The 25,241-nt window shown below is 57.0% G+C and carries 41 protein-coding genes; 3 read left to right on the forward strand and 38 right to left on the reverse strand.

The features are described 5' to 3' along the window. Window positions 1–8 precede the first annotated feature (8 nt). The 36 genes from VA597_RS15995 to acpP all read right to left on the reverse strand — a co-directional run bounded on the left by VA597_RS15995 (window position 9) and on the right by acpP (window position 19,897). Window positions 9–962 carry a DNA-directed RNA polymerase subunit alpha gene (locus VA597_RS15995; protein ID WP_128743833.1) on the reverse strand — a complete coding sequence of 318 codons (954 nt, stop codon included), beginning with the start codon at window positions 960–962 and terminating at the stop codon, window positions 9–11. Between the two features lie 68 nt (window positions 963–1,030). Beyond that, the gene (rpsD, locus tag VA597_RS16000) at window positions 1,031–1,657 is read right to left on the reverse strand and encodes a 30S ribosomal protein S4 (RefSeq protein ID WP_128743834.1); all 627 of its coding nucleotides are present in this window, start codon (window positions 1,655–1,657) and stop codon (window positions 1,031–1,033) included. A gap of 27 nt (window positions 1,658–1,684) precedes the next feature. After that, the gene (rpsK, locus tag VA597_RS16005) at window positions 1,685–2,098 is read right to left on the reverse strand and encodes a 30S ribosomal protein S11 (protein ID WP_128743835.1); all 414 of its coding nucleotides are present in this window, start codon (window positions 2,096–2,098) and stop codon (window positions 1,685–1,687) included. A gap of 19 nt (window positions 2,099–2,117) precedes the next feature. Next, window positions 2,118–2,486: a 30S ribosomal protein S13 gene (rpsM, locus tag VA597_RS16010; protein ID WP_128743836.1), complete on the reverse strand. Its 369-nt coding sequence runs from the start codon at window positions 2,484–2,486 to the stop codon at window positions 2,118–2,120. A 35-nt stretch (window positions 2,487–2,521) separates the two neighbouring features. Then, window positions 2,522–2,635, reverse strand: a complete 114-nt coding sequence (gene rpmJ / locus VA597_RS16015; RefSeq protein ID WP_066650268.1) for a 50S ribosomal protein L36 — start codon at window positions 2,633–2,635, stop codon at window positions 2,522–2,524. Window positions 2,636–2,665: 30 nt separating this feature from the next. After that, on the reverse strand, window positions 2,666–2,884 hold the full coding sequence (gene infA, locus VA597_RS16020; protein ID WP_066650266.1) for a translation initiation factor IF-1: 219 nt from the start codon (window positions 2,882–2,884) through the stop codon (window positions 2,666–2,668). Continuing rightward, window positions 2,866–3,153: a KOW domain-containing RNA-binding protein gene (locus VA597_RS16025; RefSeq protein ID WP_128743837.1), complete on the reverse strand. Its 288-nt coding sequence runs from the start codon at window positions 3,151–3,153 to the stop codon at window positions 2,866–2,868. Before VA597_RS16025 ends, infA begins: the two co-directional genes overlap by 19 nt. 9 nt (window positions 3,154–3,162) lie before the next feature. Continuing rightward, window positions 3,163–3,915, reverse strand: coding sequence for a type I methionyl aminopeptidase (gene map / locus VA597_RS16030; protein WP_128743838.1), 753 nt, complete (start codon window positions 3,913–3,915; stop codon window positions 3,163–3,165). Window positions 3,916–3,917: 2 nt separating this feature from the next. After that, window positions 3,918–4,550, reverse strand: a complete 633-nt coding sequence (locus tag VA597_RS16035) for an adenylate kinase (protein WP_128743839.1) — start codon at window positions 4,548–4,550, stop codon at window positions 3,918–3,920. A 16-nt stretch (window positions 4,551–4,566) separates the two neighbouring features. After that, the gene (gene secY, locus VA597_RS16040; protein WP_128743840.1) at window positions 4,567–5,901 is read right to left on the reverse strand and encodes a preprotein translocase subunit SecY; all 1,335 of its coding nucleotides are present in this window, start codon (window positions 5,899–5,901) and stop codon (window positions 4,567–4,569) included. 1 nt (window position 5,902) lies between these two features. Then, on the reverse strand, window positions 5,903–6,343 hold the full coding sequence (gene rplO / locus VA597_RS16045; protein ID WP_128743841.1) for a 50S ribosomal protein L15: 441 nt from the start codon (window positions 6,341–6,343) through the stop codon (window positions 5,903–5,905). Between the two features lie 19 nt (window positions 6,344–6,362). Next, a complete protein-coding gene (rpmD, locus tag VA597_RS16050) occupies window positions 6,363–6,542 on the reverse strand; it encodes a 50S ribosomal protein L30 (RefSeq protein WP_128743842.1) in 180 nt (59 codons plus the stop codon). A gap of 15 nt (window positions 6,543–6,557) precedes the next feature. Beyond that, window positions 6,558–7,058, reverse strand: coding sequence for a 30S ribosomal protein S5 (rpsE, locus tag VA597_RS16055; protein ID WP_128743843.1), 501 nt, complete (start codon window positions 7,056–7,058; stop codon window positions 6,558–6,560). 20 nt (window positions 7,059–7,078) lie between these two features. Continuing rightward, complete coding sequence (rplR, locus tag VA597_RS16060) at window positions 7,079–7,438, reverse strand: 50S ribosomal protein L18 (RefSeq protein ID WP_128743844.1); 360 nt, start codon at window positions 7,436–7,438, stop codon at window positions 7,079–7,081. Window positions 7,439–7,456: 18 nt separating this feature from the next. Next, entirely contained in the window at window positions 7,457–8,005 is a 549-nt protein-coding gene (gene rplF, locus VA597_RS16065; protein ID WP_128743845.1) for a 50S ribosomal protein L6, read from the reverse strand. A gap of 15 nt (window positions 8,006–8,020) precedes the next feature. Next, window positions 8,021–8,419 carry a 30S ribosomal protein S8 gene (gene rpsH, locus VA597_RS16070; RefSeq protein WP_128743846.1) on the reverse strand — a complete coding sequence of 133 codons (399 nt, stop codon included), beginning with the start codon at window positions 8,417–8,419 and terminating at the stop codon, window positions 8,021–8,023. 15 nt (window positions 8,420–8,434) lie between these two features. Then, on the reverse strand, window positions 8,435–8,620 hold the full coding sequence (locus tag VA597_RS16075) for a type Z 30S ribosomal protein S14 (protein WP_326974869.1): 186 nt from the start codon (window positions 8,618–8,620) through the stop codon (window positions 8,435–8,437). A gap of 12 nt (window positions 8,621–8,632) precedes the next feature. Continuing rightward, window positions 8,633–9,172, reverse strand: a complete 540-nt coding sequence (gene rplE, locus VA597_RS16080; protein WP_128743847.1) for a 50S ribosomal protein L5 — start codon at window positions 9,170–9,172, stop codon at window positions 8,633–8,635. Between the two features lie 11 nt (window positions 9,173–9,183). Beyond that, window positions 9,184–9,501, reverse strand: coding sequence for a 50S ribosomal protein L24 (gene rplX / locus VA597_RS16085; RefSeq protein ID WP_205703259.1), 318 nt, complete (start codon window positions 9,499–9,501; stop codon window positions 9,184–9,186). An 18-nt stretch (window positions 9,502–9,519) separates the two neighbouring features. Continuing rightward, window positions 9,520–9,888, reverse strand: a complete 369-nt coding sequence (gene rplN, locus VA597_RS16090; RefSeq protein ID WP_128743849.1) for a 50S ribosomal protein L14 — start codon at window positions 9,886–9,888, stop codon at window positions 9,520–9,522. A gap of 18 nt (window positions 9,889–9,906) precedes the next feature. Next, entirely contained in the window at window positions 9,907–10,164 is a 258-nt protein-coding gene (rpsQ, locus tag VA597_RS16095; RefSeq protein ID WP_128743850.1) for a 30S ribosomal protein S17, read from the reverse strand. Window positions 10,165–10,183: 19 nt separating this feature from the next. After that, on the reverse strand, window positions 10,184–10,390 hold the full coding sequence (rpmC, locus tag VA597_RS16100; protein ID WP_128743851.1) for a 50S ribosomal protein L29: 207 nt from the start codon (window positions 10,388–10,390) through the stop codon (window positions 10,184–10,186). After that, a complete protein-coding gene (gene rplP, locus VA597_RS16105) occupies window positions 10,387–10,815 on the reverse strand; it encodes a 50S ribosomal protein L16 (protein ID WP_128743852.1) in 429 nt (142 codons plus the stop codon). Before rplP ends, rpmC begins: the two co-directional genes overlap by 4 nt. Next, on the reverse strand, window positions 10,815–11,480 hold the full coding sequence (gene rpsC, locus VA597_RS16110) for a 30S ribosomal protein S3 (protein ID WP_128743853.1): 666 nt from the start codon (window positions 11,478–11,480) through the stop codon (window positions 10,815–10,817). The genes rplP and rpsC overlap by 1 nt, the downstream gene beginning before the upstream one ends. A 19-nt stretch (window positions 11,481–11,499) precedes the next feature. After that, window positions 11,500–11,835 carry a 50S ribosomal protein L22 gene (rplV, locus tag VA597_RS16115; protein WP_128743854.1) on the reverse strand — a complete coding sequence of 112 codons (336 nt, stop codon included), beginning with the start codon at window positions 11,833–11,835 and terminating at the stop codon, window positions 11,500–11,502. Between the two features lie 21 nt (window positions 11,836–11,856). Next, window positions 11,857–12,138: a 30S ribosomal protein S19 gene (rpsS, locus tag VA597_RS16120; protein ID WP_128743855.1), complete on the reverse strand. Its 282-nt coding sequence runs from the start codon at window positions 12,136–12,138 to the stop codon at window positions 11,857–11,859. 26 nt (window positions 12,139–12,164) lie between these two features. Next, window positions 12,165–12,998, reverse strand: coding sequence for a 50S ribosomal protein L2 (rplB, locus tag VA597_RS16125; RefSeq protein WP_128743856.1), 834 nt, complete (start codon window positions 12,996–12,998; stop codon window positions 12,165–12,167). 81 nt (window positions 12,999–13,079) lie between these two features. Then, window positions 13,080–13,370: a 50S ribosomal protein L23 gene (gene rplW / locus VA597_RS16130; RefSeq protein ID WP_128743857.1), complete on the reverse strand. Its 291-nt coding sequence runs from the start codon at window positions 13,368–13,370 to the stop codon at window positions 13,080–13,082. Beyond that, on the reverse strand, window positions 13,371–13,994 hold the full coding sequence (gene rplD / locus VA597_RS16135; RefSeq protein ID WP_128743858.1) for a 50S ribosomal protein L4: 624 nt from the start codon (window positions 13,992–13,994) through the stop codon (window positions 13,371–13,373). It lies immediately after the preceding gene. A gap of 17 nt (window positions 13,995–14,011) precedes the next feature. Continuing rightward, window positions 14,012–14,653, reverse strand: coding sequence for a 50S ribosomal protein L3 (rplC, locus tag VA597_RS16140; protein ID WP_128743859.1), 642 nt, complete (start codon window positions 14,651–14,653; stop codon window positions 14,012–14,014). Window positions 14,654–14,727: 74 nt separating this feature from the next. After that, window positions 14,728–15,039, reverse strand: a complete 312-nt coding sequence (gene rpsJ, locus VA597_RS16145) for a 30S ribosomal protein S10 (protein WP_066650219.1) — start codon at window positions 15,037–15,039, stop codon at window positions 14,728–14,730. A gap of 395 nt (window positions 15,040–15,434) precedes the next feature. After that, window positions 15,435–16,262 (reverse strand): hypothetical protein, encoded by an 828-nt coding sequence (locus tag VA597_RS16150; RefSeq protein ID WP_128743860.1) that lies wholly within the window; start codon window positions 16,260–16,262, stop codon window positions 15,435–15,437. Window positions 16,263–16,681: 419 nt separating this feature from the next. After that, window positions 16,682–18,118 (reverse strand): proline--tRNA ligase, encoded by a 1,437-nt coding sequence (gene proS / locus VA597_RS16155; RefSeq protein WP_128743861.1) that lies wholly within the window; start codon window positions 18,116–18,118, stop codon window positions 16,682–16,684. A 54-nt stretch (window positions 18,119–18,172) separates the two neighbouring features. Then, window positions 18,173–18,349, reverse strand: a complete 177-nt coding sequence (locus VA597_RS16160) for an OadG-related small transporter subunit (protein WP_164918889.1) — start codon at window positions 18,347–18,349, stop codon at window positions 18,173–18,175. A 12-nt stretch (window positions 18,350–18,361) separates the two neighbouring features. Continuing rightward, the gene (locus VA597_RS16165; RefSeq protein WP_128744356.1) at window positions 18,362–19,441 is read right to left on the reverse strand and encodes a sodium ion-translocating decarboxylase subunit beta; all 1,080 of its coding nucleotides are present in this window, start codon (window positions 19,439–19,441) and stop codon (window positions 18,362–18,364) included. A 228-nt stretch (window positions 19,442–19,669) separates the two neighbouring features. Beyond that, window positions 19,670–19,897: an acyl carrier protein gene (acpP, locus tag VA597_RS16170; RefSeq protein ID WP_066650204.1), complete on the reverse strand. Its 228-nt coding sequence runs from the start codon at window positions 19,895–19,897 to the stop codon at window positions 19,670–19,672. A gap of 190 nt (window positions 19,898–20,087) precedes the next feature. On the opposite strand from acpP, the gene aroE reads away from it, so the two are divergent. Beyond that, window positions 20,088–20,939, forward strand: coding sequence for a shikimate dehydrogenase (gene aroE, locus VA597_RS16175; protein ID WP_164919100.1), 852 nt, complete (start codon window positions 20,088–20,090; stop codon window positions 20,937–20,939). Window positions 20,940–21,286: 347 nt separating this feature from the next. Next, the gene (locus VA597_RS16180) at window positions 21,287–22,060 is read left to right on the forward strand and encodes a shikimate kinase (protein ID WP_164919101.1); all 774 of its coding nucleotides are present in this window, start codon (window positions 21,287–21,289) and stop codon (window positions 22,058–22,060) included. Here the strand turns inward: VA597_RS16180 and VA597_RS16185 are convergent. Continuing rightward, a complete protein-coding gene (locus VA597_RS16185; protein WP_326974871.1) occupies window positions 22,020–23,387 on the reverse strand; it encodes a sensor domain-containing diguanylate cyclase in 1,368 nt (455 codons plus the stop codon). The genes VA597_RS16180 and VA597_RS16185 overlap by 41 nt on opposite strands. After that, window positions 23,369–23,728: a hypothetical protein gene (locus VA597_RS16190; protein ID WP_326974872.1), complete on the reverse strand. Its 360-nt coding sequence runs from the start codon at window positions 23,726–23,728 to the stop codon at window positions 23,369–23,371. Before VA597_RS16190 ends, VA597_RS16185 begins: the two co-directional genes overlap by 19 nt. Window positions 23,729–24,159: 431 nt before the next feature. On the opposite strand from VA597_RS16190, the gene aroF reads away from it, so the two are divergent. After that, complete coding sequence (gene aroF / locus VA597_RS16195; RefSeq protein ID WP_128743864.1) at window positions 24,160–25,185, forward strand: 3-deoxy-7-phosphoheptulonate synthase; 1,026 nt, start codon at window positions 24,160–24,162, stop codon at window positions 25,183–25,185. Window positions 25,186–25,241 lie beyond the last annotated feature (56 nt).

Below are 25,241 nucleotides of genomic sequence, written 5' to 3' on the forward strand. Positions count from 1 at the left end.
GCAAAGGACTATTCGTCGTCCTTGCGCAGATTGAAACCGAGAGAGGCCATCTTCCAGACAACCTCTTCGAGGGATTTGCGTCCAAGGTTGCGTACCTTCATCATGTCGTCCTCCGACTTGCTGATGATGTCGCCAACCGTGTTGATTCCGGCGCGTTTGAGGCAGTTGAAGGAGCGAACCGACAGGTCCAGTTCCTCAATCGTCATCTCCAGCACTTTTTCCTTGCCCTTGTCGTCCTTTTCCACCATGATCTCGGTGCTGCTTCCCTTGTCGGACAGGTCGACAAACAGGTTCAGATGTTCAGTCAAGACTTTCGCGGCAAGAGAGACCGCCTCCTGAGCCCCGATCACTCCGTTGGTGGAAACCTCAAGCGTCAGCTTGTCGAAATCGATGCTCTGACCGACGCGGGTCGGCTCCACATTGTAATTCACCTTGTAAACGGGAGTGTAAATGGAATCCACCGGGAGCACGCCGATGATGCTGGCGTTCATATTCTGCTTGTTCCGCTCTGCGGAGACATAGCCGCGCCCCTTGTCCAAAGTGAGTTCCATGTACAGTTTGGCGCCGTCCCCCAGCGTCGCAATGTGCATGTCCGGGTTGAGAATTTCCACCTCGCTGTCGCACTTGATTGAGTCGGCCGTCACTTCACACGGCCCCTCGGCGGAGATCTCAACTGTTTTGGGCCCGTCGCAGTGCATCTTTGTCGTCAGTCCCTTGATATTCAGGATGATTTCCGTGACATCCTCCTTCACGCCGGGGATCGTGGAAAACTCATGCAGAACGCCATCTATTTTAATGGAAGTGACTGCCACGCCTTGAAGCGAAGACAGGAGCACGCGCCTGAGACTGTTGCCCAGCGTGGTGCCGAACCCGCGTTCGAGGGGTTCGACAATAAACTTGCCGTACGTTCCGTCGCCCGATAACATACTCGTCTCAATTTTTGGCTTCTCAAACTCGATCATTAGCGACCCTCCTTGACCTGTAGCGGATCAAATTATCTGCCGTGATGGCTCCTGCACTGCAGAACACGTTACTTGGAGTACAACTCAACAATGAGAGTCTCGTCAACCGCAAGGTCAATTTCCTCACGCGTAGGCAGCGCAAGAACTTTGCCCTCCAGAGTCTCGCGGTTCACGTCAAGCCATTTTGGAACCGGGCGGGAGGCGTTCGCCTCGAGCACGGACTTAATTTTGTCGCTCTTGCGGCTTTTGTCCTGAATGGAGACCACATCCCCCGGCTTTACCAGGCAGGAGGGAATATCCACGCGGCCCCCGTTTACGGTAAAGTGCCCGTGCACAACAAGCTGGCGGGCTTCCGCTCTGGAGCTGGCCCAGCCCAGGCGGTAAACAATATTGTCAAGCCTGCGTTCCAGAAGGATGAGCAGCTCGTCGCCGGTCTTTCCTTCCTTTTTGGTGGCCATTTCATAATATTTCAAGAACTGGGATTCCAGTACGCCGTAGTACCGCTTCGCCGTCTGCTTTGCGCGAAGCTGAAGGCCGTACTCAGAGGTCTTTTTGCGTCCCTGGCCGTGCTGGCCGGGCGCATACGCCCTGCGCGTCACCGCGCATTTGTCCGTGTAGCATCTCGCCCCTTTCAGAAAGAGCTTCTGGCCCTCCCTGCGGCAGAGTTTGCAGACGGAATCTGTATATCTTGCCATCTTTTGGTTGCACCTCCTAAAAATCGGTTACACGCGTCTTCTTTTCGGCGGACGGCATCCGTTGTGCGGAATCGGCGTTACGTCCTTGATCATGCTGACCTCCAGCCCCGCGCCCTGCAGCGCGCGGATGGCGGCCTCACGCCCGGAGCCGGGGCCCTTTACGTATACTTCAACCGACTTCATGCCGTGTTCCATGGCCGCTTTCGCCGCGGTCTCCGCCGCGGTCTGCGCTGCAAAAGGAGTGGACTTTCTGGAACCCCTGAAACCGAGTTCGCCGGAGCTTGCCCAGGAAACCGCGTTGCCCTGAACATCGGTGATAGTGACAATCGTATTGTTAAAAGTGGACTGAATATGGGCGGAGCCACGATCGATATTCTTGCGTTCACGGCGCTTACGCACGCTGGAGGATTTTTTCGCCCCCGCGTTTTTCTGTGCTGCCATTTATGATATCCCTCCCAGATTATTTCTTCTTGTTGGCCATGGTTTTTCTCGGTCCCTTTCGGGTGCGCGCGTTTGTCTTCGTGCGCTGGCCCCTGACTGGCAGCCCTCTGCGGTGGCGGACACCGCGGTAGCAGCCGATTTCGATCAGCCTCTTGATATCGAACGCGACGTCGCGGCGAAGGTCGCCCTCCACGCGGCAGTGATGGTCGATGTATTCCCTGATTTTCGCCGCGTCATCCTCCGTAAGGTCCCTGACACGGGTGTCCGGATCCACGCCCGTTTCCGCGCAGATCTGAGTCGCGGTCTTGCGGCCGATTCCGAAAATATAAGTTAGAGCAATCTCAATGCGCTTATCTCTCGGCAGATCAATACCTGCTATACGCGCCATACTGGTTGCACCTCCGTTTTAAATAGGTTTGCGCCTTAGCCCTGGCGCTGTTTATGCTTTGGGTTTTCGCAGATCACCATGACCTTGCCCTTGCGCTTGATGACTTTGCATTTTTCGCACATTTTCTTTACAGAAGGTCTGACTTTCATGTTAAGGTCCCTCCTTGCAGAGATCTCCGGTTATTTCGAACGCCACGTGATTCGCCCGCGCGTCAGGTCATACGGCGACAGCTCAATGGTAACTTTGTCGCCGGGCAGAATCCGGATGAAATTCATCCGCAGTTTGCCGGAAATATGCGCGAGTATCGTGTGGTGGTTGGGAAGCTCCACCGTGAACATGGCGTTCGGCAGGGCTTCGGTTACGATACCTTCGGTTTCAATTACGTCCTGTTTCGACATACATTTGCCTCCTCATGGGGAAAGCGGTCCCCCGCTCGATAAGCGGCCAGGGCCCGGCGTATTTCACGGTTGGTCTGCAATGACTGTTCGGGCAGCAGCGTGCTGGTTGGAAAAAGGTGTTTCACATTTTTTCGTTTGGGATGTTCCAAGCTGCGCCGCTTCCCGTCGCAGATCGTGACGGAAAGCGCATCCGCCTTCAGCACTGCAAAAAAACCGCCCTTGTCTCGCCCGGCAGCGGACCGAACCACCAGTCCTCTGATGAACTCCATGTCTGCCCCCTAGTCCGGAATGGTCAGAATCACCGGCCCGTTGGGAGTGATTGCAATGGAATTCTCAAAGTGCGCGGAAAGTTTTCCGTCCGCGGTCACGGTCGTCCAGCCGTCCTCGAGGACTTCGACCTCTTTGACGCCCTGATTGATCATCGGTTCAATGGCGATGGTCATGCCCGGCAACAGGCGCACGCCCCTTCCGGGCGTGCCGTAATTGGGAACACTTGGGTCTTCATGCATCTTCGCGCCTACTCCGTGGCCGACAAAATCGCGTACCACCGAGTAACCGCGAGCTTCGGCATACTGCTGAACCGCGCTGCCCACGTCGCCCAGCCGGTTTCCGGCCACAGCGGCGCGGATCCCCTCGTACAGGCTTTCGCGCGTCGTTTTCATCAAGGCCTGCGCCTCCGGGCTGACCCGGCCGCACGGGAAGGTAAAGGCATTGTCGCCGACAAAACCTTCGAAGGTCGCGCCGACGTCGATGCTGACGATGTCGCCCTCCTTGATGAGGTGTTTCTTGCTCGGTATGCCATGGATGACTACATTGTTGACGGAAACGCAGGCGCTTGCGGGATACCCGCCATACCCGAGGAATGTGGGCGCAGCGCCCTCCCCCTCGATGACCCGGCGGGCCACGCGGCTGATCTCCCACGTTGAAACGCCGGGCTCCACCGCGGCGCCGGCAGCTTTCAGGGCATTGGCCGCGATCCGGCCCGCCTGCCTCATGATTTTAAGCTCTCGTGCTGTTTTTAAAACGATCATAATCAAGCCTCGATTGCTTTGAGTACGGCGCGGGTCGTATCGGAAACGCTGTCGCATCCCTGCACCGTGCAGAGTCTGCCCTGTTTCCCGTAATAACCCTTTAACGGTTCCGTCTGCTCGTGATATATTTTCAGCCGCGCCTCTATGGTCTCCGGCTGGTCATCCCTGCGCTGAACCAGGGTGCCTCCGCAAAGGTCGCAAACGCCTTCCACCTTCGGTTTTTTGTTGACGATGTGGTAGGGAGCGCCGCATTTTTCGCAGACACGGCGTCCGGACAAGCGGGCCATGATCGTTTTTTCCGGGACCTCAAGGTCGATGACCCGGTCGATTACGACGCCCATTTTGTCCAGAGCCTCGGCCTGGGGAATGGTGCGCGGAAAGCCGTCCAGAATAAATCCGTTCCTGCAATCCGGCTCGGCAAGGCGTTCCTTGATGATCCCGATGACGATCTCATCCGGGACCAGCCCGCCGGATTCGGTATAGGCTTTCGCGCGCAGGCCCATTTCCGTGCCGCTTTTCAGCGCGCTTCTGATAATATTGCCCGTCGATATGGCGGGAATGCTCTTTTCGCGGGAAAGGACTTCCGCCATGGTGCCTTTTCCCGCTCCGGGTGCGCCAAGAAATATAATGTTCAATTCCAACACTCCTTCATCAATCGAGGAAGCCTTTGTAATGCCGCATCATCATCTGGGATTCCATCTGCTGCACGGTTTCCAGGGCTACGCCGACCAGAATCAGGATGGACGTGCCGCCGACCGAAAGGTTGCTCATGCCGGTCGTGGCACCGAAAATAATCGGCATCAATGCAATGAATCCCAGGAACAGCGAACCGATAAAGGTCACCTTGGAAAGGACCCTGGCAATGTAATCGCTGGTCGACTTGCCCGGACGGATACCTGGAATGGTGCCGTTGCTCTGACGGAGATTATTGGCCATCTCAATGGGATTATACTGGATTGTCATATAAAAATACGCGAAAAGAATAATAAGAAGAAAATACAGGAATGAGTAAAGCCACCCTGTCGAGGAAAACGCATCGAAGAAGCTTTTCCAGAAACCCGTCGCCACACGATTGCCCATCAACAGCTGAATCGTGCTGGGAATGACGAGGATCGAACTGGCGAAGATGATCGGCATCACGCCGGACATACCGATCTTGATCGGTATATGGCTGCTCTGCCCGCCGTACATCTTCCGTCCGACCACGCGCTTTGCGTACTGTACGGGGATGCGGCGTTCGGCGTCATACATAAAGACGATGACCCACATGATGACCAGAAACAGGACGGCGAACAGCGGAACGAGGAAGTAATATTTCCCGAAGCTGGTCGGGTCCTGACCCGCGGCCTGCCAGAAGGTCCCCAGCGTGTTGATCGTGTGCGGCATTCTTGCGACAATGCCGGCAAACAGCAGGATGGAAATTCCGTTGCCGATGCCGAACTGGTTGACTTGCTCGCCCAGCCACATCATCAGCGCGGCGCCCGCCGTAAAGGTCATGACAATGACAACCGCGGCGAACACGGCCTGCCAGCCGTGGTTGTATTGGGTAATTGCGGTTCCCTGATAGGAACTGTTCCGCAGATAGAAATAGTAGGAAGTGCCCTGAATCAGCGCCAGGATCACAGCCACATAGCGGGTCAGTGCCCCCAGGCGCTTCCGGCCTTCCTCCCCTTCCTTTGCCATGCGTTCCAGCGCCGGAATGGCGACTGTGAGCAGCTGGATGACAATGGAGCTGTTGATATACGGGGTCACGCTCATGGCGAACAGCGTCGCGTTCGCAAAAGCGCCGCCGGACAGCATATCCAGATAGCTCAGCGCCGTTCCGGTCTTTCCGACCTCCGTCATCAGCCCTTTCAGGGCATCCGTGTTCAAAAACGGAACAGGGATGGCCGCCCCGAAGCGGAATACGATGATAATAAACAGCGTGAAGAGCATCTTTTTGCGGAGATCGGGAATCGACCAGGCATTCTTGATGGTTTTGAACACCTCAGATCACCTCGGCCTTCCCGCCAGCGGCCTCTATCTTCTGCTTGGCGGATTCTGAGAAGGCAGAAACCTTTACATTCAATTTTTTTTCGAGCTTGCCGTTGCCCAGGATTTTCACCCCGTCGCAGCAAACCTTGACGATGCCGGTGTCGATCAGGGCCTGTGTGTCCACCGTCGCGCCGTCTTCAAACCTGTTGAGCGTGCCGACGTTCACCGCCTTGATGCTGCTGGCGAACACATTGGTGAAGCCCCTCTTCGGAAGACGGCGCTGCAATGGCATCTGGCCGCCTTCAAAGCCCGGACGGATCGATCCGCCAGAACGCGCCTTCTGTCCTTTATGGCCCTTGCCGGCGGTTTTGCCCTGGCCGGAACCAATTCCCCTGCCGATTCTTTTCGGCTCTTTTTTGGACCCCGGTACCGAAGTTAGATCATGTAACTTCATTAATTCGCACCTCCTTATCTTACGCTTTGCTTACCTCGATGAGGTGGATGATCTTCTGCACCTTGCCCTTGGTCTGAGCGTTATCGGGCTGAACCGACTTGTCGCCGATTTTTGTCAGGCCAAGCGCCCGGGCGGTTGCAATCTGGTCCTTTTTGCTGCCGATCAGGCTCTTGACCAGCGTGATTTTCAGCTGTTCCATCCTGCGCGCCCTCCTTTATGCAAATAATTCCTTGACCGATTTTCCGCGCGTCTTTGCGACCTGCTCCGCGTTGCGGAGCTTCTTCATGCCGTCCAGCGTCGCGCGGACGACGTTGCACGGGTTGTTGGAGCGAAGCGCCTTGGTGCGGATATCGCGGATGCCGGCGGCCTCCACAACCGCACGGACCGGGCCGCCGGCGATGACGCCGGTACCGGGTGCCGCGGGCTTCATCAGGACCCTGCCCGCGCCGTACGTGCCGATGATTTCATGCGGGATGGTCGAGCCGCGCATGGCAACCTGAATCAGGTTTTTCTTCGCGTCCTCGATCCCCTTGCGGATGGCGTCGGGAACTTCGCCCGCCTTGCCGATGCCGAAGCCGACGGTTCCGTTGCCGTCGCCGACGACGACCAGCGCCGCAAACTTGAAGATGCGGCCGCCCTTTACGGTTTTGGAAACGCGGTTGATGGCAACCACATGTTCTTTCATTTCCATGGATGATGCGTCAATTCTAGCCAAAAGTTTTTCCTCCTCCTTCGTCAGAACTTGAGGCCGCCCTCGCGGGCGCCTTCGGCCAGCTCTTTGACGCGGCCGTGGTACAGATAGCCGCCGCGGTCAAATACGACCTGTTCAATGCCCTTTTCGGCGGCGCGTTTTGCAATCAGCCCGCCCACCTTGCGTGCGGCTTCCTTGTTTCCGCCGTTACCAGTAAACTCCTTGTCCAGTGAGGAAGCCGCGGCAAGCGTTACTCCCCTGACATCGTCAATCACCTGGGCGTAGATGTTGTTGGTAGAGCGAAATACATTCAGGCGCGGGCACTCGGCCGTGCCCGAAATCTTGCCGCGCACCCTGCGGTGGCGGTTCAATCTGGCCTTGTTGGTGTCAGCCTTGTTCACCATTTGTGATTCACTCCTTCATTACTTCTTTGCGCCCTTGCCGGCTTTGCCTTCCTTGCGGCGGACGTGTTCACCGGTGTAGCGGATTCCCTTGCCCTTATACGGCTCCGGCGGACGCTTCTCGCGGACTTCCGCCGCAAACTGCCCGACCTGCTGTTTATCCGGGCCAAGGATCACGATCTTGTTCGCCGTGGGGCATTCGATGGTAATGCCGTCCACTTCCGGAACCGTCACCTGATGGGAATAGCCGAGGTTCATGACCAGGTTCTTCCCCTGCTTCTGCACACGGTAGCCGACGCCGTTGACGTCCAGCTCCTTTTTGAAGCCCTCCGTCACGCCCGTAACCATATTGTGGATCAGCGAGCGGGTCAGGCCGTGCAGGGATTTGTTCTCTTTTTCATCGTCGGGACGGGTCACGTGGATCTCGCTGTCCTCGACGCTGACAGTCATGTTGGGATGGACCTTTTGCGTCAGGGCGCCCTTCGGGCCCTTCACCGATACAACGCTGCCGTCAACCGAAACGGTGACGCCGGCGGGAATATTTATGGGTTTTCTTCCAATTCGCGACATTGCTGCACCCCCCTGTTACCAAATAAATGCGAGAACTTCGCCGCCCACGTTCTGCTTGCGGGCCTCGCGGTCCGTCATGACCCCCTTGGAGGTCGAAACGATCGCGATGCCCAGGCCCTTCATCACCTTGGGCAGGTCCTCGGCGTTGGAATAAATGCGAAGGCCCGGCTTGCTCACCCTGCGCAGGCCGTTGATGACGGCGGTCTTTCCTTCGCCGTACTTCAGGTTTACCTTGATGATTCCCTGCTTGCCGTCCTCTATCACCGTATAGTTTTTGACATAACCCTCGTCCACAAGAATCTGCACGATCGCTTTTTTCATATTGGAAGCGGGGATCTCCACGGAATCATGCTTTGCGGAACTCGCATTGCGGATGCGGGTAAGCAAATCGGCAATCGTATCTGTAATCTGCATGCCGTCTCCTCCTTTTTACCAGCTCGCCTTTTTTACGCCGGGAATCTCGCCCTTGTAGGCAAGCCCCCGAAAGCAGATGCGGCAGATTCCGAATTTGCGAAGATAGGCGTGCGGCCTGCCACAGATTTTGCAACGGTTGTATTCGCGGGAAGAAAACTTCTGTTCTCTTCTCTGTTTGACTTTCATGGAAGTTTTGGCCACAAGAATCCCTCCTTATTTCGCAAACGGGGCGCCGAGCAGCGTTAAAAGCTCTCTGGATTCCTCGTCGGTTTTCGCGGTCGTCACAAAGCAGATGTCCATTCCGCGGACCTTGTCGATTTTGTCGTAATCGATTTCCGGGAAAATCAGCTGTTCTTTGACGCCCATGTTGTAATTGCCCCTGCCGTCGAAGGAATTCGGGTTGATGCCGCGAAAGTCCCTGACGCGCGGGAGCGCCACGTTGAAAAGCCGGTCCAGAAACTCATACATCCGGTCGCCGCGCAGCGTCACCTTGACGCCGATCTTCATGCCCGCGCGGACCTTGAAGTTCGCAACCGACTTCTTTGCTGTGGTCACCACGGGCCGCTGCCCGGTGATGGCTGCGATATCGCCCATCGCGGAGTCGATCACCTTGGAGTTCTCCTTGGCTTCGCCGGCCCCGATGTTGATGACGATCTTATCCAGCTTGGGAATCTGCATGACGCTTTTGTAGGAAAACCTCTTCATCAGCGCCGGTGCGATTTCCTTCCGATACTGCTCCTTCATTCTTGCCATGTTCATCCTCCTTACAGCGCTTCGCCGCATTTTCTGCAAATGCGTTCCTTCGTGCCGTCCTCATACAGCTTGTGGGAGACACGGGTGGGTTTGCCGCAGTGGGGGCAGACAAGCTGGACCTTGCAGGCGTACAGGGCGCCCTCGGCTTTCACGATACCGCCCTCTTCGCCCATTTTGCGGGGCTTCACATGTTTACTCACCATGTTGATCCCCTCGACGATGACCTTGCCCTCCTTCGGGCTGACCTGAAGGACTTTGCCCTTCTTGCCGCGGTCCTTGCCGTTTAAAACAATCACGGTGTCACCGGTTTTAACATGAATCTTTTTAATCATCAGCGAACACCTCCCTTAAAGCACTTCAGGGGCAAGACTTAAGATCTTTACGTAGTCCCTGTCGCGCAGTTCCCTGGCCACCGGGCCAAAGATGCGCGTGCCCGTTGGGTTTTTGTCGTCCTTGATCAGAACGGCGGCGTTCTCGTCGAACCGGATGTAGGTCCCGTCCTCGCGGCGAACACCCGAAGCAGTACGCACGACCACCGCCTTGACCACGTCGCCCTTTTTCACGGTGCCGCCCGGCGCCGCCTTCTTGACCGACGCTACGATGACATCGCCGATATTCGCGTACCTCCTGCCGGTACCGCCAAGCACGCGGATGCACATGAGCTGCTTCGCGCCGGTGTTGTCGGCAACGTTGAGGTATGTCTGCTGTTGTATCACGGTGCGTTCCTCCTTTGCTTACTTGGCCTTCTCCAAAATCTTGACCAGACGCCATCTTTTATCCTTGCTCAACGGCCGGGTCTCCATGACGCGCACGCGGTCGCCGACGGAGCATTCGTTGTTTTCGTCATGCGCCTTCAGGCGCACGGTGCGCTTGACAACCTTTTTGTAAAGCGGGTGCTTCACGCTGTCTTCCACCGCGACGACGATGGTCTTATCCATTTTGTCGCTGACGACCTTGCCGACCTCGGTTTTTCTGATATTCCTGTCGCTCACGTTTCATCTCCCCCTTCCGTTACGCATTGGCGCTGTCTCTGAGTTCATTTTCGCGCAAAACGGTCTTGATGCGTGCGATATCCTTTTTAACAGCCTTAATACGCATCGGATTGTCGAGCTGATTAATGGTAAGCTGGAAACGGAGGTTGAAAAGCTCGGCCTTGAGATCCTTCAGCTTGCTTTCAAGCTCTTCCGCGCTTAATTGTCTGACTTCCGCTGGCTTCATGACTGCTCACCATCCGTTTCTTCCTTGGCAACAAATTTGCACCGGATCGGCAGTTTGTTGGACGCGAGGCGAAGGGCTTCCTTCGCGGTTTCCTCGGAAACGCCGCCCATTTCAAACAGCACGCGTCCCGGCTTTACGACGGCCACCCAGTACTCGGGCGCGCCTTTACCGGAGCCCATGCGGACCTCGGCGGGTTTTTTCGTGACCGGCTTATCCGGGAAAATTTTGATCCAGACCTGCCCGAAACGCTTTGTGTAACGGGTCATGGCAACACGGGCCGCCTCGATCTGGTTGGCGGTGATCCATGCCGGTTCCAACGCCTGAAGGCCGAACTGGCCGTAGTCGATCTTGTTGCCGCGGGTGCATTTCCCGGTCATGCGGCCGCGCTGTACTTTGCGGTATTTCACGCGCTTTGGCATCAGCATTACTTGCTGCCCCCTTCCCTGCGGGGCTTACGGCTGTCCTGCAGGACTTCGCCCCTGTAGATCCAGACCTTCACGCCGATGCGCCCGTAGGTCGTGGCGGCCTCGGCAAACCCGTAATCGATGTCGGCACGGATGGTCTGAAGAGGAATCGTGCCGTCGTGGTATTGCTCTCTTCTGGCGATTTCAGCGCCGCCCAGACGGCCGGAAACCTGCGTCTTGATCCCTTTGGCGCCCATCTTCATGGCGCGGCCGATGCTCTGCTTCAGCGCGCGGCGGAAAGAAATTCTTTTTTCGAGCTGCTGCGCGATGTTTTCCGCGACCAGCTGTGCGTTCAGGTCCGGGTTTTTCACCTCTACGATGTTGATCGTAACGGGTTTTCCCAGCTGCTTTTCGCACTGCAGGCGAAGCTTTTCAATTTCAGCGCCGCCTTTGCCGATAACGATGCCCGGCTTTGCGCAATGGATGTGAAGGCGCACCTTGGAGGCGTCGCGCTCGATCTCTATTTTTGGAACGCCGGCGGGTTTCAGCTGCTTAAGCAACATCTTGCGCAGCTTGTAGTCTTCGACGAGCGTGTCGCCGAAGACGTTGTCCTTTGTAAACCAGCGGGAATCCCAGTCTTTGATAATGCCCACACGGAACCCGTGCGGATTGACTTTCTGGCCCATAATTTACCTCCTCCTCAGCTTATTCCTGTTCTTTCAGCACCATGGTCACGTGCGAAGTCCTCTTTAAAATCTGGAACGCACGCCCCTGCGCTCTCGGACGGATGCGTTTGAGGATCGGACCAGGAGAAACAAAGCACTGAGAAACATACAGTTTGGAAACGTCCATGCCGTGATTGTTCTCTGCGTTGGCCATAGCCGATTTCAGCAGTTTTTCAAGGCTCTCGCTCGCGGCTTTCGGCGTGTGCTTCAGGATAGCCATCGCTACGTCGACCGGTTTGTTGCGGATCAGGTCGAGAACGATCTGAACCTTGCGGGGAGAGATGCGGGCATATTTCAGATAAGCCCTTGCTTCCATGCGATACACTCCTTTCAGCCGTTATTTGCCCGGCGCCGTTGTCTTGGAGCCGGAATGTCCCTTGAAGGTGCGGGTGGGGGCGAACTCGCCCAGCCTGTGACCCACCATGTCCTCCGTCACGTAAACCGGGACATGCTTGCGGCCGTCGTGAACCGCTATCGTATGGCCGACAAAATCCGGGAAGATCGTGGAGGATCTGCTCCAGGTCTTGACGATCTTCTTTTCGCCGGCCGCGTTCATCTCCTGAATCCTTTTAAGCAGCACAGGCTGAACATAAGGACCCTTCTTTACGCTTCTGCTCATAACTGACAAGCTCCTTTCTGCACGCCTTATTTGCCGTTTCTGCGCTTGACAATCATCTTGTCGGAGCGGTTGTGGTGAGCGCGGGTCTTGTAACCCAGGGTCGGCTTGCCCCACGGGGTGACCGGTCCGGGACGTCCGATGGGGGCTCTGCCCTCGCCGCCGCCGTGCGGGTGGTCGTTCGGGTTCATGACGGAACCGCGGACTGTCGGCCTCCACCCCATGTGGCGTTTGCGCCCTGCTTTGCCGATCTTCATGTTTTCATGGTCGCCGTTGCTGACCTGGCCGATGGTCGCCATGCAGGAGATCGGCACGTTGCGCAGCTCGCCGGAAGGCAGGCGCAGCAAAGCCATCCCGTTTTCCTTGGCCATCAGCTGGGCCATGATGCCGGCCGCGCGGGCCAGCTGGGCGCCCTTGCCGGGGTACAGCTCCACGTTGTGGACGAAGGTGCCGACGGGGATATTTTCCAGTGGAAGCGCGTTGCCCGGCTTGATGTCCGCAGAAGTGCCGGAAACCACCGTGTCTCCGACCTTGAGGCCCTCGGGGGCGATGATATAGCTTCTGTCGCCGTCCTCATACTGAACCAGCGCGATGAACGCGGAGCGGTTCGGGTCGTACTCGATGCTGGCGACCTTGCCGGGAGCGTCGAATTTCTGGCGTTTGAAGTCGATCAGGCGGTACTTTCTGCGGTTCTTGCCGCCGCGGTGGCGGACGGTGATGCGGCCGTAGCTGTTGCGGCCGGAATTGTTCGGAAGAGACTCTAAAAGGCTCTTTTCCGGCGCCTTTTTGGTCAGGACCTTATAGTCCATGACGGACATATTGCGCCGTGAAGCCGTAGTCGGCTTAAAATTAATGGTTGGCATTCTTTCACACTCCTCATGATGGCTTTGCGGGGAGATGCCGGCTCCCCATCCATGCCTCTGCTCTTTTCCTGCAGGCAGAGATTACATCATGCCTTCAAAAAATTCAATCGTTTTGCTGCCTTCGATCAGGGTGACGACCGCTTTTTTCCAGGAACTGGTGTAGCCCTGGCTTTTGCCCTGGCGGCGCAAATGGCCGCGGACGTGAAGAGTATTGACCCTGTCGACCTTGACGCCGAACAGTTCTTCCACCGCGCGGGCAATATCGATCTTCGTCGCGGATTTGGCGACCTCGAAGGTATACCGTTTTGCGCCGATTCCGGACATGCTTTTCTCCGTCACGACCGGGCGGAGAATAATATCCTGTGCTGCCATTTAAGCATACACCTCCTCGATCTGAGCGACCGCATCCTTGACGACGATGAACTTGTCTGCGTCCAGAATATCGTAAACGTTCAGGGTATTGACCACTGCGGTTTTCACGCCGGGAAGGTTCCGGGAGGAAGCGATGATCTTTTCATCCGCGCTCGGCAGAACGATCAGGGCCTTCCTGTCGGAGCCGACCGCGCTGAGCATGGACGCGATGGTCTTGGTCTTGTATTCCTCCAGCGAAAGGCTGTCGAGCACGATCATGTCGCTGTCGAGGACCTTGCTGGAAAGAGCGGATTTCATGGCGAGACGGCGTTCCTTCTTGTTCAGCGTATAGCTGTAGTCGCGCGGCTTGGGGGCGAAAACGACGCCGCCGTGCCTCCACTGAGGAGCGCGCGTGGAGCCCTGTCTCGCATGGCCCGTGCCTTTCTGTCTCCACGGCTTTCTGCCGCCGCCGGAAACTTCCGCGCGGGTTTTCGCCGCCTGCGTGCCCTGGCGCAGGTTCGCAAGGTGGTTGACCACCAGGTCGTGCATCACCTTTTTGTTCGGTTCGATTCCGAACACGGTCTCGGACAGGTCCATCTTTTCGACTTCCTTGCCGGCCATGTCAAGTACTGCTACTGTAGGCATTCCGATTCCTCCTTCCCTCACGCCCTGGCAGCTTTCACGCTGTCGCGGATAACCACGATGCCGCCGTTGGGGCCGGGAACCGCGCCCCGGATGGCGATCAGGTTGTTTTCAGCATCCACCTTGGCGACGGTCAGGTTCTGCACCGTCACCTGCTCCGCGCCCAGATGGCCGGCCATTTTCATGCCGGGCAGCACCCTGGACGGGGTCGAACACGCGCCGTTGGAGCCGCCGTGGCGGGCAACCGGGCCGGAGCCGTGGCTTTCCTTCAGGCGCTGGAAGTTCCAGCGCTTGATGACGCCGGCATATCCCTTGCCCTTGCTGACGCCGGTCACGTCGATTTTGTCGCCGGTCTCGAACACGTCCGCCTTGACCAGATCGCCTACCTTGTAGGCCTCCGGGTCGTCAAAGCGGAATTCGCGCAGCGTCTTCTTCGGGGCCACGTCCGCTTTTGCGAAATGCCCTTTCACCGGTTTTGTCACCTTCGCCGCTTTCAGGTCGCCGTAGCCCATCTGAACGCTTGCGTAACCGTCGTTCTCCACGGTCTTTTTCTGCGCGATCACGCAGGGGCCGGCTTCCACGACCGTTACGGGGATGACTTTTCCCTGCTCGTCGAAGATCTGCGTCATGCCGATCTTCTTGCCGATAATCCCTTTTTTCATTCCTACATTTACCTCCTGTGCAGGTTATTGGTTGGCTTTAAAACCAACTTGACCCCGGCCGCCGGTTGGTTGAATCAGAGTTTGATCTCCACTTCAACGCCTGCGGGGAGCTCCAGGCCCATCAGGGCCTCAACCGTCTTGTTCGACGGCCGCAGAATGTCGATCAGTCTCTTGTGGGTCCGCATCTCGAACTGCTCGCGGCTGTCCTTGTACTTGTGGACGGCGCGCAGAATCGTGATGATCTGCTTCTCGGTCGGGAGCGGAACCGGTCCGGAAACTCTCGCGCCCGTGCGCTTTGCCGTTGCAACGATCTTTTCGGCGGACTGGTCCACCAGCTGGTGGTCGTACCCTTTGATTCTGATCCTGATTTTCTCCTTGACTGCCACTGGAAAATCGCCTCCTTATCATAGTTGGCGGGCGGCGCTTAAAACCTGAACACCGTGCCGGGTGTTTCTTCAACCCCAAATGAAAAACCGGATTCCTTTTTGGGCGAAATCCGGGTGCAGGTTCAAAACGTCTGAGCGCAAAAGGCCGCAGAGCGGAACCTTCCGCATGCTCAAAATTATTTGTCGCCCGGTTTAAAATCGGACATACTCCACGGAAAAACCGGCGCTATCGCGCCGCAACCTCCCGCTTCAACGCATATCTGTCGCAGTCGTGCCTTATTATAGTACCACATGGCCGGATGTTTTGCAACAATTATTTTTCTCCCGCGAGAGGAAATTTATTCCGGTCCCCTGAAAATTTCAGGCGGAGAAAGCTTTCTCCGCCCAGAACCCGCTTACTTTTTGACAAAATAACTCCAGGCCGCATTGCCGGTCCTGAACCCGGAGGTCTGGTCGTAATCCACGATCAGCTCCTCGTGGTCGTCCAGCGCATGGGAAACAGGGATGCTGACTCCAAGACTGTCGTCCTTAAAATAAACGCTGCAGTTCTGCATTCCGGACTGAAGGACCGCAGAGGTGTAACTGACCGCTTTTTTATCCGACATCTGCTTCTTTACGGCGTTCTGCAAAGCGGTCAGCATCGCGCTGTTCTTCTGAACCATATCGGCAACGGAAACGGCCTTCTTGTTTTTTAAGTCGTAATTGACCGCACGGAAATAGGAGACGCTGTCGTTTCCGTCGGATTTATCCACGGTCTCGCGGAAAGTCACGCTGATAAAATCGTCTCCCTGGTAGGATACATGATCGGATACCTTGACTTTCACTTCTTTCGCGGCTTTTGACGTTCCAAGGGAATTGATTGTCTGGAGCGCCGCATTCTTCAGGAGAGTATTGACGGCGTCATAATTGGTTCCATCTGAGGAAAGCTGGGGATAGGAAGCCTTATAGCTTCTGTTGTTTTGGTCGTATTTGTAGTCCACCGTCTTAACGGTGTAAGGGGATTTCTTGATAACGACCGGAGGCCTGGAGACTGCCCCGGAAACCGTAACCCCGGAATACAGGCTGTCGGAGGATGTCCCGCTTGATGCCGAGGACGAACCGGTTCCTTCGGACGACGCGGCCGCGCCGGAAGAAGTGCCGGAAGACGAGCCGGTCTGTCCATGGCAGGCGGCCATGGACAGCAACATGGAAGCCGATAAAAGGAAGATTAAAAATTTTTTCATAAGTATCGATTCACACTCCTAACGATTAACAACGTTATTCAATACGGTCAGCCAAGCGGCCGGTTCACCGGCAAAGGCGACGGGAAAAGGAAACCTTTTCTTGATTATTGCGCTATTATTTTACACGCAATCATCCGCCGATTCAAGTTACAAAACTTTGCGAAAAGATCACAAAACTGTGAACAAATCGGAAAAACAGGTTGCGAAACGCTGAAAGTACCGTTCGGCGCTGCCTTTTTTCATCGCTTCGGGAACGGCCGTTCCCTTAAATTGGAAATCAGGGCGTTGTGCCGCCCGGCTCCGGCCTTGAAGCCCCTCGGCATCCTTTTAACGCAATATATAGAAAAAGCCGCGTTGAAAATCCGCAGCTTTTTAAGATTTTTATAAGCTGATAAACTGATTCTGTCAAGGGCAGACCGTCAATACGCCTTGCCCCAGACGACCAGCTTTTCCGCCGGCTTTCCGCAGCAGACGCAGGTTCCGGAGCCGTGCTCGTGACCGAACGGGATGCAGCGGGAGGAAACGCCCGCCACCTCCTTGAGTTTTTCCTCGCACGCGGCGTCTCCGCACCACATTGCTTTGATGAAGCCGGGTTTCGAGCCGGCGATCTCCTTCATCTCATCGAGCGTTTTCGCTTCATAGGTCTTGCCTTCGCGGTTTTGCAGCGCCTTCTCGTACATGTCGTTCCGGACTTTCCCAAGCTGTTCCGCAACGGCCTCTTCCAGATTGCCGAGCGGGACGAAGACCTTCTCCCGGTCGGTGCGGCGGACCAGCACGCACTGGTCTTTCCCGATGTCCTTCGGGCCGATCTCCAGGCGGAGCGGAACGCCCTTCATCTCATACTGGGAAAATTTCCATCCGGGGGACTGGTCGGAATCGTCCGTTTTCACGCGGAATTGCTTTTTCAGCCGCGCCTGAATCTCCCCGGCTTTTTCGAGCACGCCGGGCTTGTGCTGCGCGACCGGCACGACGACGACCTGGATCGGCGCGACCGCGGGCGGCAGGACAAGGCCGCTGTCGTCGCCGTGGGTCATGATGATCCCGCCGATGATGCGGGTACTCAGGCCCCAGGAGGTCTGGAACGGATGGCACAGGGAATTGTCCCTGCCCTGAAACGTCACGTTGAACGCTTTTGCAAATCCGTCGCCAAAGTAATGGCTGGTGCCGGACTGAAGGGCCTTTCCGTCATGCATCATGGCTTCGATGGTATAGGTTGCCTCCGCGCCGGCGAACTTTTCGCTTTCGGTCTTTTGTCCGCGCAGAACCGGAATGGCAAGCTGCTTTTCGCAGAAGTCCGCGTAAACCTCCAGCATCCTCAGGGTCTCAGCGCGCGCCTCTTCGGCGGTTTCGTGCATCGTGTGGCCCTCCTGCCAGTGGAATTCCACCGAGCGCAGGAAGGGGCGGGTCGTCTTTTCCCAGCGGACCACCGAACACCACTGGTTGTACAGCTTCGGCAAGTCCCTCCAAGAATGGATCACGCGTGCATAATGGTCACAGAACAGCGTCTCCGAAGTCGGGCGCACACACAGGCGCTCCGGCAGCTTCTCGCTGCCGCCCATCGTCACCCAGGCAACCTCCGGCGCAAACCCCTGCACATGCTCCTTTTCCTTATTCAAAAGGCTTTCCGGAATAAAGAGGGGCATTGAAACATTTTCATGCCCAAGCTCCTTAAAGCGCCCGTCCAGATATTTCTGGATGTTTTCCCAGATGGCCCAGCCGTACGGCTCGATGACCATGCAGCCGCGGACGCTGGAATAGTCCATCAGCTCCGCCTTTTTTACGATATCCGTATACCACTGGGCAAAATCCTCCTCCATGGGAGTGATTGCCTCCACCAGTTTTTTCTGTTCCGCCATTGCTGTTTCCCCTTTATGCTGAAATCCGCGGCCCCATCCGGGGCCGGCGGTTCGTCATTCCCTGTTTTTCGTCGCGCGGTTCAAAATCACGATCACCAGAAAGATCAGAAGCATCACGAGAAAGATCCCCGCCATGCCCTTGCCCATCAGTTCCAGCGAACGGCCGATATCGGCGCCGTTCACCGGGCCGACCGGCCCCCGATACGCACTCAGCAGAAAACCGTAGCTCATTGCGGCGCCCCCCTATCCTAAAAAGTTCTTTGCAAGCGACAGAATAATGCCGCCCGCAACCACCGAACCGATCTGCCCCGCCACATTCGCGCCGATCGCGTGCATCAGCAGGTGGTTCTGGTTATCCTCCTGCAAACCCATTTTCTGAATCACGCGCGCCGACATCGGGAATGCGGAAATTCCTGCCGCGCCGACCATCGGGTTGAATTTCCTTCCCTCCGGAAGAAAGAGATTCAGAAATTTTGCAAACAAAACTCCGCCGGCGGAGTCGAATACAAAGGCAACCAGGCCGAGCGCCATAACCGCCAGCGTGTTCCAGCGCACGAACACGTCCGCTCGCATCTGGAACGCGATCGTGATGCCGAGAAAAATCGTGATCAGGTTCGCCAACGGTCCCTGCGCGGCCTTCGAGAGGCTTTCGAGCCTTCCGCATTCCCGGATCAGATTGCCGAACATCAAAAGGCCGACCAGCGCGACGGAATCGGGGGCGATCAGCCCGGCGATCATCGTAACGATGATCGGAAACAGGATTCTCGTCGTCTTTGAGACGGAATCCGGCCGGTAGGGCATCCGGATCTGCCGCTCCTTCCGGGTCGTGACCAGCCGGATGGCAAACGGCTGGATCAGCGGGACCAGCGCCATGTAGGAATAGGCCGCGACGGCAATGGCCCCTTTGTAATCGCTGTCCAGCACCTGGGAAACCAGGATGGACGTCGGCCCGTCCGCCGCGCCGATCACGCCGACCGACATGGCGTCCCTGAGCGGAAAGCCGAGCAGCACCGCCGCCGTGACGGTAAAAAAGATGCCGAACTGCGCGGCGGCGCCGAACAGGATCATCCGCGGGTTCGACAGCAGGGGCCCGAAATCGATCATGGCGCCGATGCCGACGAAGAGCAGCAGCGGCATGGCCTCCGAAGCGGCGATCCCCTTGTTGAACAGCCACTCGATGATCCCGTTGTCCCCCAGGACGCCCGAATAGGGCAGATTGACCAGAATGGCGCCGAAACCCATCGGCAGAAGCAGCGAAGGTTCAAAATCCTTTTTAACGGCCAGCCAGATCAGCAGCCCGCCGACAGCCCACATGACAACCATCTGCGGGGTAATGCCGAAGACCCCCTTCAGCAAAAAGTCGAATTGACTCAACAGCTTTGACACTCCTTTGTTTTCAGCAGCCCCGGCAAACGGAACAGAGTATTTGGCCACATGCAGTTATTATAGCGGAAACTCCGCGCCTTTTCAAGAAAAAAGCGGCCGCACCCGCCCTCAACGCAAAAAAAATCCGCCATGCTTCCGCACGGCGGATCGAAGGACCAGTCCTGTTCAGACGTGATCTTCAATGTATTTTACCAGTTCTCCGACCGTCTTGATGTTTTCGACTTCTTCGTCGGGAATCTCGATCTCAAACTCATCCTCAATCGACATCAGAAGATCGACGACATCCAGAGAGTCCGCCCCAAGATCATCGGCAATATTCGTATCTGCAGTAATCGTGTCCTCCTCAACGTCAAACTGCTCGCTTAAAATCGCCTTAACCTTCTCAAAAACCATGTTATATCCTCCTTAGATCTTAAAAATCACTCGTGTGCAACCAAAAATCCCAGTGTGGACAAAGGAATCCCGACTGTGCTACAATTGCACGGGTGATGGGACCCGAAATCCCGGGTTCCGAATGCCTATCCACATATTATTAGCAATGCTCCGCTTTGTCAATATTTTTTTTCGCCGGAGGTTGTTTGATTTGAAAATTTTAAAATTCGCTGTCATCGGGCACCCGATCGGACATACGATGTCCCCGTTCATTCAATCCCGGCTTTTCTCTCTCTCAGGAGTAAATGCGCAGTACGGTTCGATGGACGTCGCGCCGGAATCGCTGAAAGAGTTTCTCTCCCGCCGGGACGGCTGGGACGGATTCAACTTCACTATCCCCCACAAACGCGCCATTATACCCTTGCTGGACTCATTGGACCGAAAAGCGCAAATGACCGGCTCGGTCAACACCGTGAAGATCGAAAACGGAAGGCTCGCCGGTTTTACGACGGACGGGGACGGATTCCGTCTGTCCCTGCAGGCGGCCGGAGTCCCGCTGAAAGGCCGGACGGTGATACTCGGCGCGGGCGGAGCCGCGCGCGCCATAGCCTTTGAGGCCGCGCTCGCCGGCTGCGGGGTAACCGTCGCGGCGAGAGAGCACTCTTTCCCCGCGGCGGCGAAGCTTTGCGGCGATCTGAACCGGAAAATCCCGGGCGCCGGCGTCCGGGCGTGCCGGATCGGCGAAGTCGAAGGGACCATGGACCTGCTGGTCAACGCGACGCCGGCGGGCATGTATCCGGACGTGAAGTCCTGCGCGGCGGATGAAAATCTGGTCCGGCGGGCCGGCTGCGTGTTTGACGCGGTTTACAATCCTCAGGAAACCCTGCTGATCCGGCTCGCGAAAAAAAGCGGCATCCCGGCAGTCGGCGGCATGGCCATGCTGGTATGGCAGGCAGCGGCGGCGCAGACCGTCTGGACCGGCGCGGGATTCCCTGTGAGCGAAATCGACCGTCTGTGCAGCGACGCCATCCTTGAAATGAAGAAAAAATTCGGGAACGCATGAATTAAAAAAAGACTTGACACTCTCCAAGAGTTGTATTATGATACAGAAAAGATTCGGAGAAGGGAGTTTCAACATGAAGTTTCCGTTCAGTGTGCGATTTATGTTTTACGGATACCCCCGCTATTATTTCGCGGATGGGTTTACTTTCGCATACCCGGAAACTGACTGTGAGCTTTCTCGTGCCGGCAGGCGAAGGCCGTAATGGAATTTTATTTTCGGTCTTTCCCCTGACATTAAAGATGCATCGGCGGAGCTGGCAGCAGCCCCGCCGTTTTTTTTATGCATCCGGGCTTTTGCCCTCCGGACGGCGTCAGGCGCAGCCCCGTCAGAATCAGGGAGGAACTGTAATGATTATCGTACTGAAACCCGGCTGTACACAGCAGCAGATCAGCGATTTCTGCGCATCCCTTCGCGGGGAATACGGCGTCGGGATCAACACCTGGTCCGGCACCCAGAGTACCATGCTCGGTCTGATCGGGGACGATTCCGCGATCGACATCGACTCTGTCGCGGCACAGGAGCTTGTGGAAAGCGTCAAACGCGTGCAGGAAATCACCCGTTTTTACGAAGAAACTGCTTTCGAGATAAAGAAAAGGCTAGGAAATATCGTTCTGTGCGGATTCATGGGCAGCGGAAAGACTACGATCGGCGGCTTGCTGGCCGGCCGGACCGGCCGGACCTTTATCGATATGGACCAGTGGATCGAACAGAGAGAAGGCTGCACGGTCCCTGAAATTTTCGCCAGATACGGAGAAAGCCGCTTCCGCCGTCTGGAGCGCGAGGCCTCCCGCGAGCTTTCGCTTCGGACCGGGATCATCATCGCCACAGGCGGCGGGACGATCATCAACCCGGACAACGCCTGGGAGCTGAGATCCGGCGGAACCATCATTATGCTCGACGCGTCCCTTCATTCGGTGCGGACGCGGCTGCAGGGCGACCTCACCCGGCCGCTGCTGCGGAAGAAGGACGGCGGGCGGGCAATGGAACAGCTATACCAGGAGCGCCTGCCCGTCTACCGCGGACGGTCTGAGCTGATCGTCCCGGCGGACGGGTCGCCGGAGCAAACGGCGGATCTGGTCCTCAAAGCCCTTCAGCCCAATTCCGAATCCCAGCCTGCGTGATTTGATCGATTTCCCTCGTATAAATACGAAACGAATTTTTACCGCTGTTTTTTGCCGCATACATGGCGGCATCCGCTTTTCGGAACAACTCCTCATAGGAGGATCCGTCATGCGGATAAAAGGAGATCCCAACGCTGCCCGAGAGGCCGCAGCAGCCGGAAGCCCGGCTGGCGCGGAACGCGTCCCCGATGCTTTCCGCTTTCTTTACGGCCAGCTCCACCGACAGGATCCTTCTCAGGAATACCACGAATTCGTCCCCGCCGACGCGGGCGACAACGTCCTTCTCGCGGAACAGCCGTTTGATGCGGGAGGCCGTCTCGACAATCATCTCGTCGCCTTTCAGATGGCCCAGACGGTCGTTGATCTTCTTAAAATTGTCGATGTCGATGACAAAGAGCGCATGGCGCTCGCCCTTCCCGCTTTGCGCGATGATCCGGTTGATTCTTTCCGTTGCGGTCACCCGGTTGAACAGCCCGGTCAGCAGGTCGTGCTCCGCCTGCCGCCTCAAAGCGATCGATTCCCTTTTGCGGCGGTCGATGTTTGAAATAACGACGATCAGGCGCGTTGCCTCCCCCTGGTCGTCGAAAAACGCCGTGGGATGCACATTGCACCAGATATAACCCCCGCCGGCCTCGCGGAATCGGAACTCGCCGTCTTCCATCGGTTTCCCCCGCAGCAGACGGAGGGTCCTGTCCAACAACAGCCTGCGGTCCTGGCCGTAAATGACGGAGCTTTTCTCAAGATATTCCAAAAGGTTCCCGCACTGCGGGAATCCGGTCCCGAACTTCGCCGTAAATGTGGGCGAATAGTAAATCTTCCCGGTTTTCAGGTTGAAATCCAGGATCGGGTCCGCGGCGTGTTCCAAAAGCATGCGGTAACGCTCTTCCGTGACTGCGAGCTCCTCCTGCGTCTTCTGGGCTTCCGTAATGTTCATTAAAACGCTGTACAGCCAGATATTGCCGTTGCAGTCCTCCTGCAGCCTGGTTTTGTCCAGAATCCAGATCAGGCTTCCGCCCTTCCCCGCGATGCGGTAGGTGATCTCCGCCGCGCCGTCCTGCTTTCTGCGTCCAACCGCCCTGCGAAGCAGAAGGCCGCGGTCCTTTTCACAGACCATGCGGATAAACCGATCGTCAAATTGAGAGGCGATCTCCCCCCTGCCAAATCCGGTCATCCGGCAGAAGCCTTCGCTGACAAAATTCAGCGTCAGGAACTCGTCGTTCCGGCAGCAAAGCACTCCGCAGGGGACGTTGGCGGTCAGGGCCTCCAGCTCCCGCGCCTGTTCCAGCCTCAGCCTGCGGGAACGCCTGCTCAGAGTGATGTCTTCCACCACCCCGCAGAAATATTCGTCCCCCCGGGTCCTTTTTGCAGCCTGACCCGGTAGGAAGCCCAGATGTGGTGCCCGTCCTTTTTGATCAGCCGGAGCTCCGGTTTCGCATATCCTTTTTCCGCAATTTCTTCCTCAAGGCGCTCCCAGTCGACCGGGGGGCTGTTGCGCAGCACCGGCGCCGGACCTCCGTCCAGCAGCGCCGTGACCTCGCCGTTCGCGAAGCCCAGCGTTTTGTAAAAGGAACCGCTCGCATAGAGAATCGAAAGTCTTCTGTCTTTCCGGCAGCACAACAAGCTGCAGCCAAGGCCTTCGATCAGTTCTTCCAGATTCAAGCTCTCCATTGCGCTGCTTCCTTCCGGAGAATTTCCAAATTGTGGTAATAAATACATTCTATCAACACCGGGAAGAGAATGCAAGTACCGCCCGCATATTTCCATAAATATCTTTATCGAACCGGTCCCGCGCCTTTGGGACGCCGGACACGGAGAAAGGAATCCCCTCATGAGGCTTTTTTCGTTCAGTGAGCGATTTATATTCTACGGATACCCCCGCCATCCTTTCGCGGACGGGTATATTTACGCATACCCGAAAACCGACTGTAAGCTTTCCCGTGCCGGCAGGCGCAGGCCGTAGCAACATTTCGGCCTTTGTCCTGACATGAAACGCAACGGCGGAGCTGGCAGCAGCTCCGCCGTTTTTTACGCGTCCGGGCCCTTTTGCCCGCCAGACGGAACCAGGTGCCGCCCCGCCCTTTAACATAGGAGGAACTGTGATGATCATTGTACTGAAACCCGGCTGCACGCGGCAGCAGATCAACGATTTCTGCGCATTCCTGAGAGAGGAATACGGCGTCAGGGTCAACACCTGGGTCGGCACCCAGAGCACCGTGCTCGGCCTGATCGGGGACACCTCCGCGATCGACATCGATTCCATCGCGGCGCAGGAGCTTGTGGAGAGCGTGAAACGCGTGCAGGAACCGTACAAAAAGGCGAATCGGAAATTCCACCCGGACGACACGGTGGTGACCCTGCCGGACGGGCGGAAAATCGGCGGCGGCGGACTCGCGCTGATCGCCGGCCCGTGCTCGGTGGAAAGCCGGGAGCAGATCTGCGGCATCGCGCGGCAGGTCAAAGCGGCGGGAGCCGGTTTTTTGCGGGGAGGCGCGTTCAAGCCCCGGACATCGCCGTATTCGTTCCAGGGCCTGAAGGCCGAGGGGCTTGAGCTTCTGCGGGAGGCGAAAAAAGAAACCGGCCTGCCGATCGTCACCGAGCTGATGAGCGAAAGGCACATCGACCTGTTTCTGGAAAGCGGCGTGAACATCATCCAGGTCGGCGCGCGGAACATGCAGAATTTCGAACTGCTCAAAGCGCTGGGCAAAATCCGCAAGCCGATCCTGCTCAAACGGGGCCTGTCGAACACGGTCGAGGAACTGCTGATGAGCGCCGAGTATATCATGGCCGGCGGGAACAGCCAGGTCATCCTCTGCGAGCGCGGCATCCGCACGTTCGAGCCTTACACGCGCAACACGCTGGACATCTCCGCCATCCCGATCCTGAAGCGCTTCTCCCACCTTCCCGTCGTCGCGGACCCGAGCCACGCCTCCGGCCACTCCTGGCTGGTGGAACCCCTCGCGCTGGCCGCCGTGGCCGCCGGAGCGGACGGCCTGATCATCGAGGTCCACAACAACCCCGCCAAGGCCCTTTCCGACGGGGCGCAGTCCCTGACGCCCGGCCAGTTTGAACGGACTGCCTCCCTCCTGAGGATGGAAGCGCAGGCTTTCGGAAGACGGTTGGACTAACGGATGCGTTTCTGATATACTATGTGAAAATTTATCCGTGCAGAAGGAGGCGTTTC

It is taken from the genome of Caproicibacter sp. BJN0012, assembly GCF_035986805.1.
Lineage (GTDB): Bacteria > Bacillota > Clostridia > Oscillospirales > Acutalibacteraceae > Caproicibacter.

Coding starts and splice junctions, on each gene's coding strand:
- rpmD (WP_128743842.1), bottom strand. CDS start 6,542: ATGGAACAGCTGAAAATCACGCTGGTCAAGAGCCTGATCGGCAGCAAA.
- rpsM (WP_128743836.1), bottom strand. CDS start 2,486: ATGGCGCGTATAGCAGGTATTGATCTGCCGAGAGATAAGCGCATTGAG.
- rpsD (WP_128743834.1), bottom strand. CDS start 1,657: ATGGCAAGATATACAGATTCCGTCTGCAAACTCTGCCGCAGGGAGGGC.
- VA597_RS16190 (WP_326974872.1), bottom strand. CDS start 23,728: ATGGAGAGCTTGAATCTGGAAGAACTGATCGAAGGCCTTGGCTGCAGC.
- VA597_RS16160 (WP_164918889.1), bottom strand. CDS start 18,349: ATGAGCTACGGTTTTCTGCTGAGTGCGTATCGGGGGCCGGTCGGCCCG.
- proS (WP_128743861.1), bottom strand. CDS start 18,118: ATGGCGGAACAGAAAAAACTGGTGGAGGCAATCACTCCCATGGAGGAG.
- VA597_RS16150 (WP_128743860.1), bottom strand. CDS start 16,262: ATGAAAAAATTTTTAATCTTCCTTTTATCGGCTTCCATGTTGCTGTCC.
- rpsC (WP_128743853.1), bottom strand. CDS start 11,480: ATGGGCCAGAAAGTCAATCCGCACGGGTTCCGTGTGGGCATTATCAAA.
- VA597_RS15995 (WP_128743833.1), bottom strand. CDS start 962: ATGATCGAGTTTGAGAAGCCAAAAATTGAGACGAGTATGTTATCGGGC.
- rplV (WP_128743854.1), bottom strand. CDS start 11,835: ATGGAAGCAAGGGCTTATCTGAAATATGCCCGCATCTCTCCCCGCAAG.
- rplP (WP_128743852.1), bottom strand. CDS start 10,815: ATGCTGATGCCAAAGCGCGTGAAATACCGCAAAGTACAGCGCGGCCGC.
- rplW (WP_128743857.1), bottom strand. CDS start 13,370: ATGGCAGCACAGGATATTATTCTCCGCCCGGTCGTGACGGAGAAAAGC.
- rpmJ (WP_066650268.1), bottom strand. CDS start 2,635: ATGAAAGTCAGACCTTCTGTAAAGAAAATGTGCGAAAAATGCAAAGTC.
- infA (WP_066650266.1), bottom strand. CDS start 2,884: ATGTCGAAACAGGACGTAATTGAAACCGAAGGTATCGTAACCGAAGCC.
- rplO (WP_128743841.1), bottom strand. CDS start 6,343: ATGAAGTTACATGATCTAACTTCGGTACCGGGGTCCAAAAAAGAGCCG.
- rplC (WP_128743859.1), bottom strand. CDS start 14,653: ATGAAAAAAGGGATTATCGGCAAGAAGATCGGCATGACGCAGATCTTC.
- VA597_RS16025 (WP_128743837.1), bottom strand. CDS start 3,153: ATGGAGTTCATCAGAGGACTGGTGGTTCGGTCCGCTGCCGGGCGAGAC.
- rplB (WP_128743856.1), bottom strand. CDS start 12,998: ATGCCAACCATTAATTTTAAGCCGACTACGGCTTCACGGCGCAATATG.
- acpP (WP_066650204.1), bottom strand. CDS start 19,897: ATGGTTTTTGAGAAGGTTAAGGCGATTTTAAGCGAGCAGTTTGACGTT.
- aroF (WP_128743864.1), top strand. CDS start 24,160: ATGATCATTGTACTGAAACCCGGCTGCACGCGGCAGCAGATCAACGAT.
- rpsH (WP_128743846.1), bottom strand. CDS start 8,419: ATGCAGATTACAGATACGATTGCCGATTTGCTTACCCGCATCCGCAAT.
- rpmC (WP_128743851.1), bottom strand. CDS start 10,390: ATGAAGCCAGCGGAAGTCAGACAATTAAGCGCGGAAGAGCTTGAAAGC.
- rpsK (WP_128743835.1), bottom strand. CDS start 2,098: ATGGCAGCACAGAAAAACGCGGGGGCGAAAAAATCCTCCAGCGTGCGT.
- rpsS (WP_128743855.1), bottom strand. CDS start 12,138: ATGAGCAGAAGCGTAAAGAAGGGTCCTTATGTTCAGCCTGTGCTGCTT.
- VA597_RS16180 (WP_164919101.1), top strand. CDS start 21,287: ATGATTATCGTACTGAAACCCGGCTGTACACAGCAGCAGATCAGCGAT.
- VA597_RS16165 (WP_128744356.1), bottom strand. CDS start 19,441: ATGGTTGTCATGTGGGCTGTCGGCGGGCTGCTGATCTGGCTGGCCGTT.
- rplE (WP_128743847.1), bottom strand. CDS start 9,172: ATGGCAAGAATGAAGGAGCAGTATCGGAAGGAAATCGCACCGGCGCTG.
- map (WP_128743838.1), bottom strand. CDS start 3,915: ATGATCGTTTTAAAAACAGCACGAGAGCTTAAAATCATGAGGCAGGCG.
- rplF (WP_128743845.1), bottom strand. CDS start 8,005: ATGTCGCGAATTGGAAGAAAACCCATAAATATTCCCGCCGGCGTCACC.
- rplD (WP_128743858.1), bottom strand. CDS start 13,994: ATGCCTACAGTAGCAGTACTTGACATGGCCGGCAAGGAAGTCGAAAAG.
- rplR (WP_128743844.1), bottom strand. CDS start 7,438: ATGGTGAACAAGGCTGACACCAACAAGGCCAGATTGAACCGCCACCGC.